This window comes from Nonomuraea aurantiaca, from assembly GCF_020215705.1.
Classification (GTDB): Bacteria; Actinomycetota; Actinomycetes; order Streptosporangiales; family Streptosporangiaceae; genus Nonomuraea; species Nonomuraea aurantiaca.
Genome location: NZ_JAIWNB010000047.1, coordinates 1 through 18270, shown reverse-complemented (window position 1 = coordinate 18270; position 18270 = coordinate 1). Strand labels below are relative to the sequence as shown.

Annotated in this window: 18 protein-coding genes and 2 pseudogenes; 9 read left to right on the top strand and 11 right to left on the bottom strand. The window is 67.5% G+C overall.

Annotation, left to right across the window (positions count from 1 at the left end; all coding sequences use genetic code 11):
• Positions 1 to 20: 20 nt before the first annotated feature.
• Positions 21 to 2790: pseudogene (locus LDL49_RS52210) on the bottom strand (Tn3 family transposase).
• Positions 2791 to 3223: 433 nt separating this feature from the next.
• Here LDL49_RS52210 and LDL49_RS52205 point away from each other — a divergent pair.
• Positions 3224 to 3817, top strand: a complete 594-nt coding sequence (locus tag LDL49_RS52205) for a CAP domain-containing protein (protein WP_225302421.1) — start codon at positions 3224 to 3226, stop codon at positions 3815 to 3817.
• 321 nt (positions 3818 to 4138) lie between these two features.
• On the top strand, positions 4139 to 4387 hold the full coding sequence (locus LDL49_RS52200; protein WP_225302420.1) for a hypothetical protein: 249 nt from the start codon (positions 4139 to 4141) through the stop codon (positions 4385 to 4387).
• A gap of 334 nt (positions 4388 to 4721) precedes the next feature.
• Here the strand turns inward: LDL49_RS52200 and LDL49_RS52195 are convergent, their stop codons facing one another.
• The 3 genes from LDL49_RS52195 to LDL49_RS52185 all read right to left on the bottom strand — a co-directional run bounded on the left by LDL49_RS52195 (position 4722) and on the right by LDL49_RS52185 (position 9204).
• A complete protein-coding gene (locus LDL49_RS52195) occupies positions 4722 to 5810 on the bottom strand; it encodes a hypothetical protein (RefSeq protein ID WP_225302419.1) in 1089 nt (362 codons plus the stop codon).
• Positions 5811 to 5907: 97 nt separating this feature from the next.
• A complete protein-coding gene (locus tag LDL49_RS52190) occupies positions 5908 to 6663 on the bottom strand; it encodes a GDSL-type esterase/lipase family protein (protein ID WP_225302418.1) in 756 nt (251 codons plus the stop codon).
• Positions 6664 to 6951: 288 nt separating this feature from the next.
• Entirely contained in the window at positions 6952 to 9204 is a 2253-nt protein-coding gene (locus LDL49_RS52185; protein WP_225302417.1) for a polyprenyl synthetase family protein, read from the bottom strand.
• Between the two features lie 102 nt (positions 9205 to 9306).
• On the opposite strand from LDL49_RS52185, the gene LDL49_RS52180 reads away from it, so the two are divergent.
• Both LDL49_RS52180 and LDL49_RS52175 read left to right on the top strand, forming a co-directional pair.
• Positions 9307 to 9936 carry a DUF6230 family protein gene (locus LDL49_RS52180; protein ID WP_225302453.1) on the top strand — a complete coding sequence of 210 codons (630 nt, stop codon included), beginning with the start codon at positions 9307 to 9309 and terminating at the stop codon, positions 9934 to 9936.
• Between the two features lie 29 nt (positions 9937 to 9965).
• A complete protein-coding gene (locus LDL49_RS52175; protein WP_225302416.1) occupies positions 9966 to 10373 on the top strand; it encodes a DUF6114 domain-containing protein in 408 nt (135 codons plus the stop codon).
• A 7-nt stretch (positions 10374 to 10380) separates the two neighbouring features.
• Here the strand turns inward: LDL49_RS52175 and LDL49_RS52170 are convergent, their stop codons facing one another.
• Complete coding sequence (locus tag LDL49_RS52170) at positions 10381 to 10989, bottom strand: hypothetical protein (RefSeq protein WP_225302415.1); 609 nt, start codon at positions 10987 to 10989, stop codon at positions 10381 to 10383.
• Positions 10990 to 11203: 214 nt separating this feature from the next.
• On the opposite strand from LDL49_RS52170, the gene LDL49_RS58915 reads away from it, so the two are divergent.
• On the top strand, positions 11204 to 11956 hold the full coding sequence (locus LDL49_RS58915) for a Tn3 family transposase (protein ID WP_225302414.1): 753 nt from the start codon (positions 11204 to 11206) through the stop codon (positions 11954 to 11956).
• 78 nt (positions 11957 to 12034) lie between these two features.
• On the opposite strand, the gene LDL49_RS57885 is transcribed toward LDL49_RS58915, so the two are convergent.
• The 4 genes and pseudogenes from LDL49_RS57885 to LDL49_RS52150 all read right to left on the bottom strand — a co-directional run bounded on the left by LDL49_RS57885 (position 12035) and on the right by LDL49_RS52150 (position 13306).
• Positions 12035 to 12157, bottom strand: a complete 123-nt coding sequence (locus LDL49_RS57885) for a hypothetical protein (RefSeq protein ID WP_263656621.1) — start codon at positions 12155 to 12157, stop codon at positions 12035 to 12037.
• Positions 12154 to 12363, bottom strand: a complete 210-nt coding sequence (locus LDL49_RS52160) for a hypothetical protein (RefSeq protein WP_225302456.1) — start codon at positions 12361 to 12363, stop codon at positions 12154 to 12156. Before LDL49_RS52160 ends, LDL49_RS57885 begins: the two co-directional genes overlap by 4 nt.
• Positions 12364 to 12469: 106 nt before the next feature.
• Positions 12470 to 12832, bottom strand: a pseudogene (locus LDL49_RS59580) (CHAT domain-containing protein); the annotation flags it as partial.
• A 72-nt stretch (positions 12833 to 12904) separates the two neighbouring features.
• The gene (locus tag LDL49_RS52150; protein WP_225302413.1) at positions 12905 to 13306 is read right to left on the bottom strand and encodes a hypothetical protein; all 402 of its coding nucleotides are present in this window, start codon (positions 13304 to 13306) and stop codon (positions 12905 to 12907) included.
• A gap of 82 nt (positions 13307 to 13388) precedes the next feature.
• Between LDL49_RS52150 and LDL49_RS52145 the strand changes: the two genes are divergently transcribed.
• From LDL49_RS52145 to LDL49_RS52130, 3 genes are all read left to right on the top strand, one after another.
• On the top strand, positions 13389 to 13838 hold the full coding sequence (locus LDL49_RS52145; RefSeq protein WP_225302412.1) for a MarR family winged helix-turn-helix transcriptional regulator: 450 nt from the start codon (positions 13389 to 13391) through the stop codon (positions 13836 to 13838).
• A gap of 45 nt (positions 13839 to 13883) precedes the next feature.
• Complete coding sequence (locus tag LDL49_RS52140) at positions 13884 to 14519, top strand: TetR/AcrR family transcriptional regulator (protein WP_225302411.1); 636 nt, start codon at positions 13884 to 13886, stop codon at positions 14517 to 14519.
• Positions 14520 to 14823: 304 nt separating this feature from the next.
• The gene (locus LDL49_RS52130) at positions 14824 to 15105 is read left to right on the top strand and encodes a hypothetical protein (RefSeq protein ID WP_225302455.1); all 282 of its coding nucleotides are present in this window, start codon (positions 14824 to 14826) and stop codon (positions 15103 to 15105) included.
• Between the two features lie 737 nt (positions 15106 to 15842).
• On the opposite strand, the gene LDL49_RS57875 is transcribed toward LDL49_RS52130, so the two are convergent.
• A complete protein-coding gene (locus LDL49_RS57875) occupies positions 15843 to 15965 on the bottom strand; it encodes a hypothetical protein (RefSeq protein WP_263656619.1) in 123 nt (40 codons plus the stop codon).
• 164 nt (positions 15966 to 16129) lie between these two features.
• Here LDL49_RS57875 and LDL49_RS52125 point away from each other — a divergent pair, with 164 nt between their 5' ends.
• The gene (locus LDL49_RS52125) at positions 16130 to 17782 is read left to right on the top strand and encodes an ISL3 family transposase (RefSeq protein WP_225302410.1); all 1653 of its coding nucleotides are present in this window, start codon (positions 16130 to 16132) and stop codon (positions 17780 to 17782) included.
• Between the two features lie 55 nt (positions 17783 to 17837).
• On the opposite strand, the gene LDL49_RS52120 is transcribed toward LDL49_RS52125, so the two are convergent.
• On the bottom strand, positions 17838 to 18170 hold the full coding sequence (locus tag LDL49_RS52120; RefSeq protein WP_443689904.1) for an IS3 family transposase: 333 nt from the start codon (positions 18168 to 18170) through the stop codon (positions 17838 to 17840).
• Positions 18171 to 18270: the final 100 nt, after the last annotated feature.

The following is an 18270-nucleotide window of genomic DNA, read 5'->3' as shown; positions in this document are numbered from 1 at the left end:
GACGGTCATCGGTCAGCGGTTCAGACACCGTCATCGTCCACGACAGCGGCACTGGCGGCACTGACCTCGGGCAGCGCCGCCGCGCGAGCGGCCGCAGGCCCTTGTCCGGGGCCGAGGAAGCAATCGCGTAGCGGCCCAGGCAGTTGAGGTGGGCGTGGCCCAGCGGGGACAACCGTGCCACGTCCTCGTCCTTGACCGGCACACCCTGGGCGCGCAACTGGTCCACGATCGCCGACAGATACCGTGAGTTCCACAACACGACGGCATTGACGACAAGTCCAAGAGCCGCGAGTTGATCCTCCTGGCCTTCCCGATATGCCTGTCGGATCCGGCCCGAGTTGCCGTGGCAGATCTTGCGGGCCAAGCGGTGCCGGGACTCCTGGACCGACAACTGCTTACCCAGGCTCCGACGGTAGCTGGAATCCATCGGGTCCAGCATGCTCAGCAGGTGCATCGTCTTGTCGATACGGCCGTACTCGGCGAACGCCTGCCCCAGCGGCGTCGGAGAACCCTGGCGGGCGAACATGCGCAGCAGGTCGTAGGCGCGCACCTGGTTGGTCACCAGCGATCCGGCGACGCGGAGCATGTCCGGCCACTGGGTGACCACCTTCTTGGGGTTCAGCTTGTTCCGGGCGCTCGCCTCCAGCACCCCGTATGCGCTGGTGGTGCCGTCGGGCAGCGCGGGGCGCGAACCGGTAGCCGAGCATGGAGAAGATCCCGAACACCATGTCGCTGTCGCTGGTCTGGTCCGTCGTGACCAGCTCGGGTTTCGGCCCGGCGTCCAGGTTGATCAGGCAGTCCAGGATGTAGAGCGAATCGCGGGGGAGTGCCCGGCACCACCATCTGCCCGATCCCCGCCACCTGATCATTTACTGCGTTGAACCAGGTGATACCGCGCTTGTAGCCGTAATACTTGGGTGAAGGTCCGGCGTTGATCGTCTTCCCCCGCCTTGATCACAGGGGTCAGTCCGACGTTGCGGGCCTCGCTGATCAGCAGCGCCACCAGCGATGTCGGCAGGTGGTTCATACGGGTGGAGATGTCGGCCAGGTGCACGTAGGCGTCCAGAAACCCGGTCCAGGCGTGCACCTCCAGCAGCAGTTCTGGCAGGTCGATGCGGGGCAGCATGGCCTGGCAGGCGGCCCTCAGCCACGCCAGGGACTCGCTCTCGCCGAGCGCGCCGAGTTTCTCCACCGACAGCCGGGCCCGCCCGCCCCCGGCCGGGGTTGCCACCGAGACCAGCGCGTCCTCGCCCGCCTCCTCCAGCCGGGCGTCCATCTGCTTCCAGGCCGCGTCCAGGGCCAGGACTTTGCCGTTCAGGTGCTCCTGGACCGGGTCGGTGAGCGACAAGGATGCCAGCACATCCTCGGCGATCGACTCCCACTGCGCCCCGGCCAGCAGGTGCGCGCGCGGGTCGGCCCAGCGCAGCGACGGCGTGGCGAACACGTCCCTGATCGTCAGGGCCCGTAGCAGGCGCTCCAGCACGCACACCACGTACGCGTCACGATCGACCGCGCCCTGCGGCAGGTCCAGGTTGGCATACACCGCCCGCTTCCACGACGCGGTCACCAGCGCGGCGTCGATCTCCCTGGGCAACAGCGGCTTCTTGCTCACCTGCCGACGCGACAGCTCCGGCAAGCGGCGCACCGCGGCCAGCACGCGCCGCCCGCCCGGCGCCGCCGACAGTGCCTTCGACTCGGCCAGCAGCCGCAGGAACGGGCGCACCGTGTGGTACTTCTCCACCAGCGCGGCCCGCATCGCCGCCTCGGCCGCGCCGTCCTCCTCAGGGACCAGCTCCTCCACCACCTGCAGCGCCGCACGGACCTGCTCCTTGCTCACGTCGGCGATCTCGGCCACCGCGGCCCACATCGCCGCCACATCGAGGTCGACACCCTCCTGGTCGACCAAGTCGAGCTGGTCGACCAGCACGCGGCCGGCCTTGGCCACCAGCTTGGAGGCCCGCTCCAGCCGGGGCAGCATCCGCAGCCGTTCGTCGGCGGACTTGCGGCGGGCCGGGCTGATCAACCGGGCCGCCATCAACAGCGCGAACAGATCCAAAGCGTCGTCGATCGCCTCGGCCTCCAGACTCCGCGTGACCGCCAGCAGCGTCGCCGTCCGGCGGGGCTCGACCAGCCGGTCCAGCGCCGGCGCCTTGCTGCCCGCCCCGTACTTGGCCAGGGTCTTCATCCGCCGCACCGGAACCTTCGACACCGCGACCCGGCTCAACCCGAAGGCGGCCAGGTTGTCCACCCGCTGCAGCGCCCGCACCATCTCCGTCCCTGACGTGCGCTTGGGCGCCTGCCGCAGCTTCTCCAGCTCCGAGATGCGCGATCCCTCGGGCACTACCAGCAGATCCGACAACGCGGCCGGCAGGTGCGGATCGGCACGGCGGACCTGCTTGGTCACCACCGTGTACATGCGGACATCGGCCCGTTCCCGCACGCTGCCAACCAGCCGCTCCAGCACGGTCACCCCGGGCAGCAACACCCGATGCCGCCGCAGCCACGCCACCGATTGACCTGCGACGCGTCACCGATTCCCAGCTGCTCGGCCAGGTAGTCCACCACCGGCCAGGGCACCGCGAGCGGATCCTCCAGGAACAGCCCCTTGTATCGGACGGTCCCGATCTGGACGGCGACGCCCAGCCGGTGAGAATCGGCTCTCGACTGCGCGATCACATTCCGGTCGAAGCTGTCCAGGAAGAAGAACTTCTCCAGGTCTGATAGCGACGGCACCTCGATGAACGAGACGTAGGCAGCCCTGTGCTCGGCAGACAGAAATTCCGCAGGCATAGCCCGCACGGTAGGACCATATCGGCGGGGATCAACTCATAGTGATCGACGCGTTACAAGTGAGGATGTTTCACCCGTGAGTGCGTCTTGATCGTTCTCAGCGCCAACGGCTGTCCGCCGGCTCCTCGCCCCCGGGTACACCGAAGAACTCGACGTTGCCGCTCGTGCACGGCGATCAGGCTCACCCGGGTCGGAACGTGATGGGGGCCGACCACGGCTAGCCAGCCCTTGTCGGCGTCGGCCGGCCGCCGTGTGAGGTTGGAGGGTGACGCTGGTCATGGCGATGACCGGGCGGGGGGCCTACTGCGATGAGCTGGACGGCGATGGAGTCTCGATCTGCGCGAGAGCTGCGGCTGAGTAGGGGCTACTCATGCGCGCACCTGAGGCCGCCCTTTCACTAGGCATGAGCATCCGATCGTCAAAGGAGATCACTATGATTCGCACCATAGGTCTGGCTGCCTTAATGGTCGTCCCGTTCGTGAGCGCCGCCCCGGCGTACGCGGCCGCGCCGGGGTGCGCCGCCGCGGCCGCGTACTACGACGTGGCTCCAACCAGCGGCAACCTCGCCCTGGTTGGCCAGGCGGTGCACTGCCTCATCGACGCCGAACGCGCCAAGGTCGGGCTGGCCGCACTCACCCGCAACAGCCCGCTCGACTCGGCGGCGACGTCGCACGCCGCTGCGGCGGCGCGCCTGAAGTGGTGGCGGCCCGGCGCCGACTCGCACACCAATCCGCAGACTGGCTCGACGCCGTACAGTCGCATCACCGGCGCGGGTTACTGCCCGAACCCGGTGTCGTGGGCCTACTCCGAGACCACCTACACCGGCTGGGGCACCGGCTACGGCACGGCGCGGGCCGCCGTCAACTGGTGGGTGAACGTCAGCACGTACGGCCACCGCCAGATCGTCCTGAGCCCGACGCTGAGAGACCTCGGCATCGGAGTCGCGGCAGGGTCGGCTGACCCGGCCGGCGCGGGGGCCGCAGGCGGCGGGACGTACGTCGTCGACTTCGGGCGTTGCCAGCGATAGCCAGGCGGGACGTACGTCGTCGACCTCAGCCGCTGCTGGCGGTGGTCACGTCAGTCGCCCGGCCCCGTCCGGGGGCCGGGAGTCCGTCTCAGGTCTGCGTACACCGCGCACCGCTACTTGGCGTTGATAGCGGCGGCCAGGTGGCGGGCGGCGTGCTGGACGGCGTCGGCGGCGACGTGTCCGGACAGTCAGCATCGGGGCAGGCCTTGGGTTGTGGGCCAGGTCCCGCGGGGCCCGGGCGCGCTTGCCCTCCGGCCATCGCAAAGCTCTCATCCACTGTCGGCGCTGCGGCGTACAACGACATCATGGACGCCATTCGACGTGATCTTGACGGCTCGCTCCAACACCGACCTGAAGCCGGAGGAGTTCGAGCGCCAAAAGGCGATGATCAAGTTGGTCATGGAGTGGGATCCGAGCACCTGGACGTGGCGGACGCGGCTCAGCAGTTCGCGCGCCGAGCACGTCAGCGACGTCATCAACACCTTGTTCGAGTCCGCACGCGTGTACCGCACCGTCGTCACGGTGCAGCTGGTGCCCGCAGAACAGGCGGATGAGGCGGGAGCTGAGTAACCCCCGAACGGGAATCCGGTGCTACTGACGGGCCCTCCGCGCTGTGCGGAGGGCTGTGGGGCGGGGGCAGTGCATTGTGGTCTTGCGACGCCACGCGAGCGTGGGCGCGGTCCTCCGCCAGCGCGACGTGGCGTGGTGGGGCCTCGCCACCCCTGCCCCCCTCCTACATGCACACGCGCGTAGGAGGCCCGGGTCGATGTTCACGCGGCTGTTCACGCTGCGCGTTTTGAACATCCGCGCGGACATCCCCGTGAACATCCAAGTGGCCCCCGCGCCACGCAAGGCTGGGCACCGCCAGGCTTTGCCCCGGTTGGCGTCGACCGGCGAATCTGCATCACCGCCGTTCGGGCTGCAACGCGATACGAATACCGCTTGTCCCCAGCCCTGTCGGGCCGCGTTGGAAAGTTCCATGGAGAGGCTGGCGGTCTTCGGCAGTGGTGTATCTCGGGGAGATTTCCTCCCAGCTCTTGGTGGCGTCGAGGCACATTTTGCATTCCAGGTAGGCGGCCACGAGCGATGCCTCGTCCTCTTTGCTCAGCAACTCGCCCAACGCGGTGATCACGCGGGCGTAGTTGGCATCCACGATGCGATCATGTTCTTCCTCGCTGAGCTGGGATGTGGCGATATCGTTCCATGCGCTATCCCGTCCTTCCTTGGCGAGCGAGTACCGGTCATTGACCATCGCCATGTCAAGTTCCAGGTGCTCTACGAAGTACTGGAACCGGGGAGCGCGAAAGGCGTCGAACGGAAGTCCGCGAAGCGCCCACAGAACGTAGAACGTGGGATACACGCCCATCGTTGTTGGTTTGACCCGGTAGTACAGGAACTTGCTGCTCCTGGCCTTACTCTGAAGCAGGTTCGCGGCGCAGAACTCCATGAAGGTGTCGTGGAAGCCGGCGTACTCCTGCGGAATATCCTGCCGAATGTGTTCCGTGAGCTCATAAAACACCTGATCGGCGGAGCTGTCGTCCAGCAGGGCCGCGATGTTCAGGCGCCTTCGATTGTCGTCGACATAAAAGCAGAGGAGTATTACATGCGTCAGCGTGGCCAGCATGTCGAAGTCTCGGACCTTCGGAAACACCATGACGGAATCATGTACCTGATCTCTCATCTGCCGCGGCTCGAAATGCCGGGTGAACGCGTACCTTTGATACCATCGATAGAATTCCTCAAAGAATTCCAGATCAGGAGGGGCGTTGTAGCGCAGCGTATCGGCTTTCGGCGGCATCGGCAATTTCTGACCGAGTCTACATAGATGCCAGAACGCCATTCCCCAGAGCTCGTGAGATTCCAGCGTGTGCCCTTCGAGTCGTTGACCGGCTCCGCCTGTGCGCAAGGCCGGAATGTACTGGCTCATGATCGGCCCTTTCGGTTCTTGCTCGTCAGTGCGCTGTCCGATCGTGGTGATTCTTGGGGTGTTCATGCGGCCCTCATGCATGATCAGGCAGCCGTTTCGGCTCTCTTCGAAGGGGCGGACACCGTCGGTCCGGCGGCGGTTGCTGGGATCGCTCCGGGCTTTGTCAGGGGGTGACGGTCTTGGCGGTGGGGAGTATCTCGGTGACGGTGGGGAACGGGCGGGGGTAGGGGGCGCCGATCTTGAACTGGCCGGCCAGGGTGTCGGCGAAGGCGGCGGCGATCCGTAGTTCGCCTTGGGCGTTGGGGTGGGTGCCGTCCCAGGTGTGGGCGGAGGCGACGAATTCGGCGTGGGTGGCGGCGATGACGATGGGGGACGGCTGGGTCTGCAGGTCGTTGGCGACCAGGATCAGCTGCCGGTTGAAGTCGGAGACCCGGGCGTTGAAGAGGGGGTCGTGTGTGGCCTTGTGGGTGTCCAGCAAGGTGCCCAGCACCAGGCGCAGCGCCGGGTTGCCGGCGCGGGCGTTGCCGATGAAGGTGCGCAGGTTCGCCTCGTTCTGCTCCACGCCGTGCTCGTACCAGAACAGGTCATTGATGCCGAGCAGTACCAGCAGGTAGTCCGGGCGGTGCTGGGCGACCTTGGCGGCGATCTCGTTCATCTCCACGCAGTAGGGCCGTCCCCACTGCGCGTCGTGGTCGGTGTCGAAGTCGGGATCGGCGTAGCTTCGATCACCGTCGCCGCTCTGGGCCGTGGTGATGGCGTCCAGGTCGTTTTTCGGCCCGACCAGGTCCAGGCTCACCCCATGGTGGCGCAGGTGCTTGTAGAGCCGGTAGCGCCACGTCCAGTCCCCGCTGCTGCCGTGACTGATCGAATCCCCCACGATCATCACCTTGATGACGTCGGTTGGTGTGTGCGGCGTCATGTCCTGTCTCCTTCCGGTTCCGGTCGTGTCGGGCATCGCGTGACACGCCGTGATCTTCACCAATCGTAATCGCTAAACTACTTTAAGTTATATAGGTGATGATGGGCTTGCCAGTGAGCCGTCGTCAAGAACGGGCCTGCGGAAAGGCTCCTTCAAGCGGCGCCGGGACATCGGCCGCGTTCATCGCTGAGCGCCGCCCGCGAGCAGGTCGCCCGGCGGGGGCGTAGACGGAGTCAAGGTCAAGGGTCAACGTGGCCGGTTCACGAACCCCTTCGCATGCCGAGAGCCCTACTCGCGTTCGCGTTGAGCGGCGTAGGAGCCCAGAGCCCGCATCATGATGGAGTGATAGGTGACGGGGAACAGGCTCTGCACGGGTCCCCAGGCCTGCTCGATAAGATCGTGGGCCTCCTGCCGGCAGGCGTCGATCGCGCCGTGCTCTTCCAGCGTTTTGACGATCTTGGTGACGGTGCCGAGATCGGTGTCGCCCGTCCGTACGGTCCGCCAGATCTCTCGCATGCGTTCGGCGGGGACGAGTTCGACAGCGTGGGCCAGGGGCATGGTGACCTTGCCCGCACGTAGATCTTCCGCGGTGTGCTTGGTGGAGGCACGCCCGCCGGGACCTGCCGGGGCGCTGAGACCGTGCAGGTCCATCAGGTCGTCATTGATCTGGAAGGCCAGGCCGACCGCTTCGAAGTAGTGTGCCAGAGCCGTCTTCCGCGCCTCAGAGGCCTTGGCTATGTACGCGCTGATCTCGGCTGTGCAACGTGCGACGGCCGCTGTCTTGAGCCGGTGGGCGATGCGGATGCGACGCAGTAGTGGTTCGGCCCTCCCGGTGGCGACGGCGGTGTCCATCGCACTCTGATGGCCGGCGATGTCCAGAGCTTGGCCGGCATGCACGGCCCGCATGGCCTGCATGTAGGCCTGGTAGATGCGCAGCCGCAGCTGGTCGTCGGCGGGCAGCAGCCGCGACAGTACGCGGTCGAAGGTGAAGTAGGCGGCGTTGCCGGCGTTGATGGCGGTGGGCTCACCGAACACCAGGTGGGCGGCCGGGCGGCCGCGGCGCATCGGAGAACGGTCTTCGACGTCGTCGACGATCAGGGCGGCCGAGTGCAGGATTTCGACGGCGCCCAGCAGCGGCCGGTAGCGCTCACCGTCGACGCCGAGCAGTCCGAGCGAAGCGGTCATGATGTAGGGCCGCAGGCTCTTACTCACTCCTCGCGTCACGTGGCGGATCGGCTGTACCAATGCGGCATGCAGGTCCGCGACGCCCACGTCGTCCAGCAGTTGGGGCCGGTCCTCGAGGCCGGTCAGCGCGGCCAGCGCCCCCGCGTCGGGTTCTTCGGGGTACAGCCGGTCGATCTCGGCGCGGGTGCAGTCTCCGATGCTCGTCATGAAACGCTCGAAGTCCACGATCCGGGTCGAGCGGAAGACGGCGAGGAGCCCCTGACCATGCACGGGCCGACCGGCCATGGTGCCCTCGACGTCGGCTTGTGCCTGCAGCATCCCCGCACCGAAGATCATTGACCGGATCTCCTGCTGGGGAAACCATGCCCGCACCCGCAGGTTCAGCCGGAGCCGCGGGACTTCCACGTCCCAGAGGGTGTCGTAGGTGTTGAGCGTGGCCAGCGACGTCCACGGCTGCGAGCCCCTCATGACCGCTTCCGCCTCGACGCGTTCTCCCTCGGGTGAGCACAGCACCACCGCCGGGCTCGTGAAGGGGGCGTCCGTTCCGTGGGTGACGGCCAGTTCCCAGCCGTTGTCGAGCCACAACCCAGCTCCCCGGTTCCACACCGAGTCGGGGGCGTTCGGCCCTCGTCGCGGATGCTGCCAGGGGTCGCCGACCGCTCGCTCATACCAGCCTCGGCCCTTCACGGCCATCGTGCGTTCCTCACGGCGGAAGGACCCTGTCACCGCCAGGCGCGGCACGCAGCGGGAGGAGCGTCGTGCGGTGGCCGGGACGAACCCGCGGATGACGAACGATCCGATGGCGGCCTTCTCCGGTACGAGGCGCAGCGTGAAACCGCTGTGCTCGCCGTCGGCCTCGACCAGGTAGGAACCGTCATCTTCCATGCGCAACCGCCCCACACCACCAAAGTCCAGATCCAGGCCTTGTTCACCGATACGAACAGGGCGGCGGAGTTCCCGGTCGGGTAGGGGTGGTCGATTGTGGGACAGCGCTTCGAGGGTGGCCCGCCGGACCCGGGGGTCCATGGCCTTGTCCGTGCCGATGACCGCCCGGGCCAGTTCCACGGCGCCTGAGTCCAGCCACGTCTCGCCGATGTGGGAGGCGGCTGTCGGATCACTTCGAAACCACGCCACGGCGTGCGAGTCCAGCCGCGTGCCATCACCTCGCGTCGCTTGATGGCGCATCAGGTAGAACACCAGCCCGAACTCTGCGTCGCCGTCGTGCAGCCGGGTGTTGAACCACCACACCTCCGTGCCGATCTGTGGACACGGAGGACCGTCCACCCCCAGATCAGGCGCCGCCGTCGCGCGTTCGGTCGAGTCGCCACGCCGCCAGGACCTGCCCGAACGCGCCATATCCGCCCCTTCTAGAACCATAACGATCTTCACTTCTGCGTAAACAGACCGTCACTCTATGCAATTGTGGGGGTCGGGTTCTAGGAAAGGCTGTTGACAGCTATGCCACTGAAGTACCAAGGCCGCAACGCGGGCCACCTCCCTCGAGCGAGCCTGCGGTGGGGGCGCTTCGCGGCCACACTCGCGGCCTCCCTCACGGTGACTGGGGCGCTGCTGGTGGCCATCAGCCAGGGCACGCTCGCCGCGTCGTTCGCGGTGTCCGGCCGCGACATGAAGGTCTCGGCGAACCGGATCGAAGGCAACGGGTACGTGACCTACCCGGCCGTGGTCACATCGGCCGACGGCCGCAAGCACCCGGTCACGGTGGTGGCCGTCAATGCCGGCCGTGTGTGGGGCCTTTGCCAGTCCTCACAGATCGCCACGCCGCTCGGCCGGTTCGTTCTGCGGCTGAGCTCCCCGGCGCAGGCTGGGTCTGTCCGGGTCAGCGATCTGAGACTGTCGGCCACCTCGGTCAGCGCCGACCTCAACTTCGGCAAGCTGCAGATCAACCGGGACGCCGCCAGCTTGGACGCCGTCCCCGGAGTCGTCGGCGCCCTCGGCGACGACGGCCTGCAAGCCATCGGCTTCACCGTCGAGAACGTCAAGGCGCGGTCCTGGGCGGTGATCAGCGGTTCCCTCCAGGCTCAGGGAACGCGCCTGGCCATCGGCCGTACCGAGCCCGAATGTTTCTGACTGCCCACCACCGAGGTAGCCGCACCGACATGACCTTTGCCGCCCTACGTCGCTTCCACTCCTGGCGCCACGGCCGTCCCTTCAGCGCGGGGCTGCTCACCATCGTGGCCGGCGTCGAGATCCTCCTCGCCCCTGTCATCGGCGTCGGCCTGATCATCCAAACCGGGTTCGCCGGGCAGCTGGGCTTCCTGCTCGGCATTGTTCTCATCGGCCTTGGCCTGCTGTTCTGGACGGTTCCCACCCACCGCGCTTTCACCGCGCTGTTCACCATCGCCGTCGCCCTGGCCGCTTTCCTCACCACCAACCTCGGAGGCTTCCTCGTCGGCCACCTCCTGGCCCTGACCGGTGCCGCCACCGGCATCGCCTGGATGCCCGCCCCCGACACCGAGGACACCCGCGAACAAGCTCCCCGACCCGACGGCGACACCCCCCGCTGAAACCCACCTACATAGCCGCCCGCCACTTGAGCGGGTCGCCGCCGCTCCCCGGTTCGTAGATTCCCAGTCTCCTGGTAGGGACGGATTCGCCTGAGAGCTGTACTTCTTCGAAGCGCCAATTCTGGTTCGGGGCACCGCGGGCCGCCACGACGGCCCGGTGGTTGCCGTTGCCGTCGGCGAGCAGGGTGACGACCTTGTCCTCATGTCCCCCCGGCCAGATCATTCCCTCGCCGGCCGTCCACTGGGTCTGGCCCGGCACGCCCCAGCCTTCCAGGCCCAGCTCGACCGGCTGGGAGAAGCCGTCCAGGGGCCCGACGTGGAGGGTGAACGCACTGCGGATGTCCCTGTTGACGTTGACCAGGTGCCAGTCTTCCTGGCCGTAGCTGTTCTTCCTGTCGTCGAAGAACCAGATCGCGCCCCTCTCGTCCTTGCACGTGCTGACGACCAGGACCTGGTCGTTGGTGTGGCTGTAGGGGATATAGCCCATCTCGCCCGTCACGCGGTCCCACGCCTGCTGGGCGCCGTGGGTGGTGCCGCCGTGCGCAGCGGCCAGGCACAGCCCGGTGTCCTCGTTGATGATGCGGAAGAACTTCGCGGTCGGAAAACCCTTACCCATTTCACTCCTTGAAATCGATTGATAGCTCTAAGTGACAAATGGATGGTAACAAGACGTCGACCGGCCCGGCGCTACGCCGCGCATGAGCACCTCTACCTTGGGGCTGGAACCATCTTCGGGAGAACACCCCTTGGTTACGGAGCGTGCAAGCGTACGTTTGCGTTCCAATGGTCGTCATGGGCCGTGAAAGCCCGCGGGGGCGCCGACCGGTTTCGTGCCCGCGAAGTATGCCGACTACCTGGCCAAGGCCCGCAAGTCCGAGCAGGACACCGCCTTCCGCCATTTCTGGGAACTGTGTGCGATCTTGTGTCTGCGCGACGGGCTGCGCAGCGGGGACGTCTTCGTGCCGGGTTCGCGCCGCTACGCCGATCCGGCCACCTACCTGTACACGCCCGAGCAGTGGGCGCCCCGGCGCGCCGAGTACTGCCGCCTGGTGGGCAAGCCGCCGACCGCGGCCGAGGCGTTGGAGAAGGGCAAGGAGGAACTGCACGCGGCTCTGGAGGAGCTGGAGAAGACTCTGGTCGGCGCCGCACCGGATGACACCGGCATGGTCCGGCTGGATGAGGATGAGCATGTGATGGTGCCGCCGTTGTCGGCCGAGGACGTACCGACCGAGGCCAAGGCGCTGAAGGACGAGCTGGCCGGGATGCTGCCGTTCGCGCCGATCGCCTCGCTGCTGATCGAGCTGGACGCGCGCACGCACTTCCTGGACTGCTTCACTCACGCCGGCGGCCGCAAGCTGGCTACCTCGACCGAGACCGAGCGCAACATCCTGGCGATGCTCATCGCGATGTCCACGAATCTGGGCCTGGCCCGGATGTCGGAGGCCTGGGGGGTGTCCTACGACGTGCTGGCCTGGACGATGGAGTGGTACGTGCGGGAGGAGGCGCTGCGCGAGGCCAATACGGTCATCGTCAACCACCACTACGGCCTGGAGCTGGCCAAGGTGTTCGGCGCGGCACCATGAGCTCGTCCGGGTTCTCGAACGCTCGCGGGTCCCGGTTGACCGAATAGCTGAGCGCCAGCGCTCCTTCGCCGGCGCGGATCAGCTGCCCGCCGATCTCGGTGTCCTCGACGCACAGCCGGCCGTCGCCACGTCGGTGATCGTGAAGTACCGCAGCATCTCCTCGACCGCGTTGAGCGTGTTGCCGGGGTCGGCCTTGATCATCGCAGCTGCTCCGGGTTGCGCAGGAACGCCACGGTCGACAGTGAGATCATGTTCGCCGTCGTCTCGTGGCCGGCCACGAGCAGCAGGAAGCCCATGCCGGCCAGTGACGTCCGCCGGTAGGTGCCGTCCGCGCGCAGCTTGACGATCTGGCGCCCGAGCAGGTCGTCCGGCGGGTTCTCTTCCTTCTCCGCGATGAGGTCGGCCATGTAGTCCTGGACGGCTTTCGCGGCCGCCTACCGCTCCTGGGGCGTCACGGACGGCGGCGTCGTCGTTGATGGGCCACAGGGTGCCGATGACATGCTGGTAGCCAGCGAGTTGGAAGGCGGCGGTGATGTGCACGGCTTGGTCGGCCAGGCGCTGGTTGCTGCTGGTGGTGCTGCACGCTGACAGGTAGGCCAGGTCCGCTCCGGTCAGGCGGAGCCCGGAGATGGTGGTGACGGTGAGCGGGCGGGTGGCGTGGTCGTGCAGGAGCAGTCTGCTGGCGGCGGGGTTCTCCCAGCCGCTGAGCCCGTGGCAGGCCAGGTGCGTGATGCGGTGCTGGGGCACGGCGGTCAGGACTGCGTCGCGGGTGGCTTGGGGGCCGGTGAGGGTGAGGGAGCCGGGCAGGAGTTCGGCCAGAGCGTGGGCTTCGGCGGGAGCGCCGGGCAACGGCCGAGCGCCTGGGGTGGCGGGCATGGCGACGATCAGATCAGGTAGGACATCTCCTCGATCTAACGCCAGACAACCCTGCACCCGTGAGACGCCGGATCACGCCCTTCTCGGCAGGGTGAGGAGGCGGGCGGCCAGCAGTCCCAGCACCACGATGCAGAACAAGTCGAACCAGACGCTGAGGGGCGACAGGTCGCCCCGGATGGCCGCGTTGGGCAGGATCAGCGCCAGGAACGTGGTCTTGCCCGCCACGGCGGCCAGCGCCGCCGCCAGGCGCACGGGCGGATGGAAGGCGGCCCACATGATGGCGGCCCCGAGCAGGAGTTGCAGCATGCCGCGGTGCTGCAGCAGCGCCTGCGTCATCGGGGCGGGGGCGGCCACCCCGTAGTTCCAGTCGAGGATGCCCACGTTCACCAGAGCGAGGGCGGGGAGCGTGGTGATGGCGCCGATCAGCGCGAGTAACACGCGCAGGGCGGGTTCGGCACGGGCGGAGAGCAACATGGGAGAACCTCCTGTCGAGTGACGACAACCGTCAGCATAGCTGACGAATTTGGCGAAGCTCAAGGGTTCTACATTGGACGGCATGAGCGAGCGCGGCGCGGCTGAGCGGATTTCCACGGCCACCGGCTACATGCTGGTGCGCATCGGCGACTTCGCGCGGCAGCGCATCGAGGAGGAGCTCGCCCGCTGGTCCATCACCGGCAAGGAGCTGCGCGTGCTGGCCTACGCCCACGACGCCGCCAGGTCCCAGCGCGACCTCACCGCCGTCTCGCGCATGGACCGCACCACGATGACCGCCGTGATCAACAAGCTGGAGGACATCCAGTACGTACGCCGCGTCCGCAATACCGCCGACCGGCGCAAATACCTGATCACGGTGACCGAGGAGGGCGCCCGCGTCGTGGCGGCCGCGCTGGCCCACATGGCGGAGGCCGAGGCCGCCTTCCTCGCCCCGCTGACGCCCATCGAGCGCTCGCTGCTGAACAACATGGTCGCCCGCCTGTACGCCACTCACGAGCCGGATTGTGCGTGATCAGGAAATTTTCGCGTCGCGCAAACATTGCGATACGCTGGCAGCATGAGCGGACTGAGAGAGCGGAAGAAACAGGCCACGCGCGAGGCGCTGATGACGGCCGCCCTCCGGCTGGCTCTGGAACGAGGGCTGGAGAACGTGCGCGTCGAGGACATCGCGGCCGCGGCCGGCGTCTCGGCGAGGACGTACAACAACTACTTCTCCAGCAAGTACGAAGCGATCACCGCCCGGCACACCGACCGCGTGCTGGGAGCCGTGACCGCGCTGCGCGCCCGGCCGCCCGGCGAGCCTTTCTGGGAGGCCGTGACCGAGGCCATGGTGCTCCCGTGGGAGCAGCACGCGGGCACCGCCGACGCCGCCCCGCCCGTCGAGCTGCTGGCGAGCATCCGGATGCTGAGCGACGAGCCCGCGCTGCGGGCGGAGTCGCTACGGGTGGCGTTCGCGGCCGACGGCGAGCTGGCCGCGGCCGTGGCCGAGCGCACCGGCACCGACCCCGCCCGTGACCTCTACCCCCACCTCGTCGCCGCCGCCGTGACCGCCGCCGTGCAGGCGGCGGTCGGCCACTGGCTGCGCGCCGACCCTCCGGTCCCGCTCGTGCCGCTGCTGCGCGACTCGCTGCGCGCGCTGGCCGCGGGACTGCCCCCACCTTCCGGACAAGGAGAAATTTCATGGATGTCGTGATCGCCGGCGGCGGCCCCAACGGGCTCATGCTGGCCTGCGAGCTGAGCCTGGCCGGGGTCCGCCCCCACCGTCGTCGAGCGGCTGTCGAGGCGCAGCGACCAGCCCAAGGCCAACGGGATCATCGGCCAGGTCGTCAGGCTGCTGCGCCTGCGCGGCCTCACCGACCAGGAGGCGCCGATGCCCGCGTTCGTGTTCGGCGCGATGCCGCTGGACCTGGCCGGGCTCGACGACAACCCGCTCCACGGGATGTGGATCAGCCAGCCCGCCCTGGAGGGGCTGCTGGAGGCGCGCGACTGAGCTCGGCGTGCGGATCAGGCGCGGGCGCGAGCTGGCCGGCATCGGTTTCCCCGGCGTCAGCGCCGCCGACGTCGTGAGCCGCACCGCCCACGTCACCGTGCCGGGCGCGGTGGTCCGGCCCGAGCGGGCCGAGATGGAGGTGCCGGGTGCGGGCACGTTCGTGCTGTGGACGTGGCACAGGACCGAGCGCGGTGCGTACGCGATGCTGCCGGCCGGGCCGGACCTGCTCATGGTGGCGACGATGGAGTGGGACTCCGGAGCGCCCGCATCCGGAGAGAAAAGTCCGTAGCCGCCCCGTTCCATGCAACCCGCGTCCGGGCCGGCGGCATCTCCTCTGATGTGAAGCCATCTACCTGGGAGACCCATGAGCCTTGACGAGGAGTACACGGGGTGCTGGGACTATTTCCTCAGAGAACAATGCTAAGGACTTTTCGCAGCTCAACACGGCGCCCTGGGCATGCTCACGGGATCTGGGTCTCAGGTTGGGTGTACTTGCTGGTATCCAGCGGTTGATCGTTTAGCTTCGCGGCTTGTGGCCGAGTATCTGTCTGATGAGCAGGTAAGCCGGTATGGCCGGTTTCCGGCGGCGCCGTCACCGGCTGATCTGGAGCGGTTCTCCTATCTGGACGCCCCGGCGTTGGCGAAGGTGGCGGAGAACTGTGGTGCTCATAATCGGCTGGGCTGGTCGGTTGTGGGGCACCGTGCGGATGCTCGGCACGTTCCTGCTAGTCTAGGACCTTCCCCATGCCGCCTTGCTGGGGAGGTCAGTCGCGCCGCCCATCGGCTCCGAGCTGCCGCTTCACCCTTTCGGCGACGAGCCCGGTGACGTCGACGGGCTGCCGCTGCCGACCGGCGTCGATACGGACTTCTGGGATCTTTCCGGCAGGAGCCGCCCCCTCCGGCGATACGGCCGCCCATAGTGTGGGCGGCCTTCGCGCCGGGCAAGATCGGTTCATGGTGGCACCGTGGTCACAAGGTGTAGCGGCGCTCGCCGAACGCGACCGGAGGCAGGCTTTGGACGGCGGCCTACCCCGTCTGTGACCAGCTCGCTGGTAGGGCCTTGCCCACCGCTTTGACGGCCGTGGCCGCCGCCAGCCGATGCGCCTCGGTCCGGTAGGTGTCCAGCACCTGCGCGATCGCCTCCGGCACAAGGTGTGGTTTGAGCTCGAAGGACGCGTGATTTTGCGGGTGAGTAGCGGATCTGGCTCAAAGTTCGTGAAGTTGTCACGATCTGTAATCGCGTCGCAGGTGTAGGCGATCGTCAGGTGATCGCGATTCCGTAACTCGACGCGCAGGAGAACGGCCGCGTCGTCATGATCCGGTTCATCCCGGAACTGATCATCACGAGCGGCCGCGGGGTCATTGTGCAGCATGCCCCGGCAGGCGAGGAAGCCTGCTGCATTCTTCTGCTGTTCCCGCATCTCAGCCAGGTGCATATCGACGCCATCGAGCAGGAGCAAGGTGGTCTGCTGATCACGGCTCGGAGCAGGACTGACCACGCGATATGTCACCGATGTGCCACCTCGGCGGGCAGACGGCACAGCCGTTACCGTCGCCGCCTTCACGACCTGCCGGCCTCAGGCCGGCCCATACTGATCGAGTTGGAGGTCCGCCGGTTCTTCTGCGATAACCCCGCCTGCGACGTCCGTACCTTTGTCGAGCAGGTTCCTGATCTGACCCAGCGGCATGCCCGCCGCACGCCGCTGCTGCGCGCCGCTTTGGAAGCCATCGCCCTGGCGTTAGCCGGACGCGCCGGCTCCCGGCTGGCGTCCGTGCTGGGGCTGGTGGCCGGCCGCTCCACACTGATCCGGCTGATCCACGCCCTGCCCGACCCCGAGATCGGCCAGCTCACCGCGGTGGGCGTGGACGACTTCGCCCTGCGCCGGGGCAACAGCTACGGCACCGTCCTGATCGACATGACCACCCGCCGTCCCATCGACCTGCTCCTCGACCGCCAGGCCGACACCCTCGCCGACTGGCTTCGAGCCCACCCCGACCTGGAAGTGATCTGCCGCGACCGGGCCAGCGCCTATGCCGAAGGCGCGCTCAACGGCGCGCCCCAGGCGAGGCAATGTGCCGATCGCTGGCATCTGTGGCACAACCTGATCCAAGCCGTGGAACGGTCAGTCGCCCGGCATCCCTCCTGCCTGTCAGACCCCCAGGCCGACGCTCCCGAGCAGCCCGAGCAGGCATCGTCAACGCACAACACCACCCGCCAGGGCTCAACCCGGTTCGCCGAGCGAACCCGCGCCAAGCACGCCAGAATCCACGAGCTGAAGGCAGCCGGGCACAGCCTACGAGCCATCGCCCGCCAGCTCGGCATGACCCACCGCACCGTGATCCGCTACGCCCACGCCGCCTCACCCGAGGAGCTGCTGTGGGGTCAGTGGACCAACAAGCCCAGCGTCGTCGACGACTTCAAGCCCTACCTGCACCAGCGCTGGCAAGAAGGCGAACGCAATGCCACCCGCCTGCTGAAAGAGATCACAGCGCTCGGCTACCGCGGCAGCTACGGCGCACTCAGCGACTACCTCCGGCCCCTGCGCGCGCCGCTTCCCGTTGCCCCGCCGGCGCCTTCGGTCCGCAAGGTCACCGGCTGGATCGCCACCCACCCCGACCGGCTGGAGAAAACCCACCACCTCCAGCTCACGTCCGTCCTGGCCCGCTGCCCGGAACTGGCCACGCTCGCCGAACGCGTCCGCTCCTTCGCCGTCATCCTCACCCAACGCCGTGGGCAGGAACTTCCCGACTGGCTCGCCGCGGTGAAGCACGACGACTTGCCCGCACTGCACGGCTTCGCCAGCGGCCTGGAACGCGACCTCGACGCCGTCACCGCTGGCCTCACCCTGCCATGGAACTCCGGCCCGGTGGAAGGCCACGTCAACCGCATCAAAATGCTCAAACGTCAAATGTTCGGCCGCGCTAGCTTCCCGCTTCTCCGCAAACGAGTGCTCCTCACAACCTAACGATCAGCACGCAACTGGAGTTGCCCCGGTTTGATAGACACGTCAGGGCTTGCGACTACGCGGCAGCATAGTCGCTTTCTTGGGTGTTCTTGAGCGCCTGTCGACGTTCGTATTCGGTGGGGCTGAGCTGGCCGTTGGCGGAGTGACGGCGGCGTGGGTTGTAGAACCCCTCGATGTAGCCGAACATCGCCCGTTCGGCCTCTGACCTGGTCCGGAACGTGCGCCGGTCGATCAGTTCGCACTCCAGGGACGCGAAGAAGCTCTCGGTGATGGCGTTGTCGAAGCATGTCCCGGTTCTGCCCGTGGAGGGGCGGATGCCGGCTTGTTCGCAGCGCTGGCCGAAGGCGATGGAGGTGTACTGGGTGGATTCAACCGGTGCTCGCAACACTTCGCCGTTGGAGGTGTTGGTGAATGGGCCTGGGCAAGAAACAGCAGGCGGTCCGGTTGTACCGCGGTCAGATCCCCTCGCCGGGACGGCCGACCGTCGC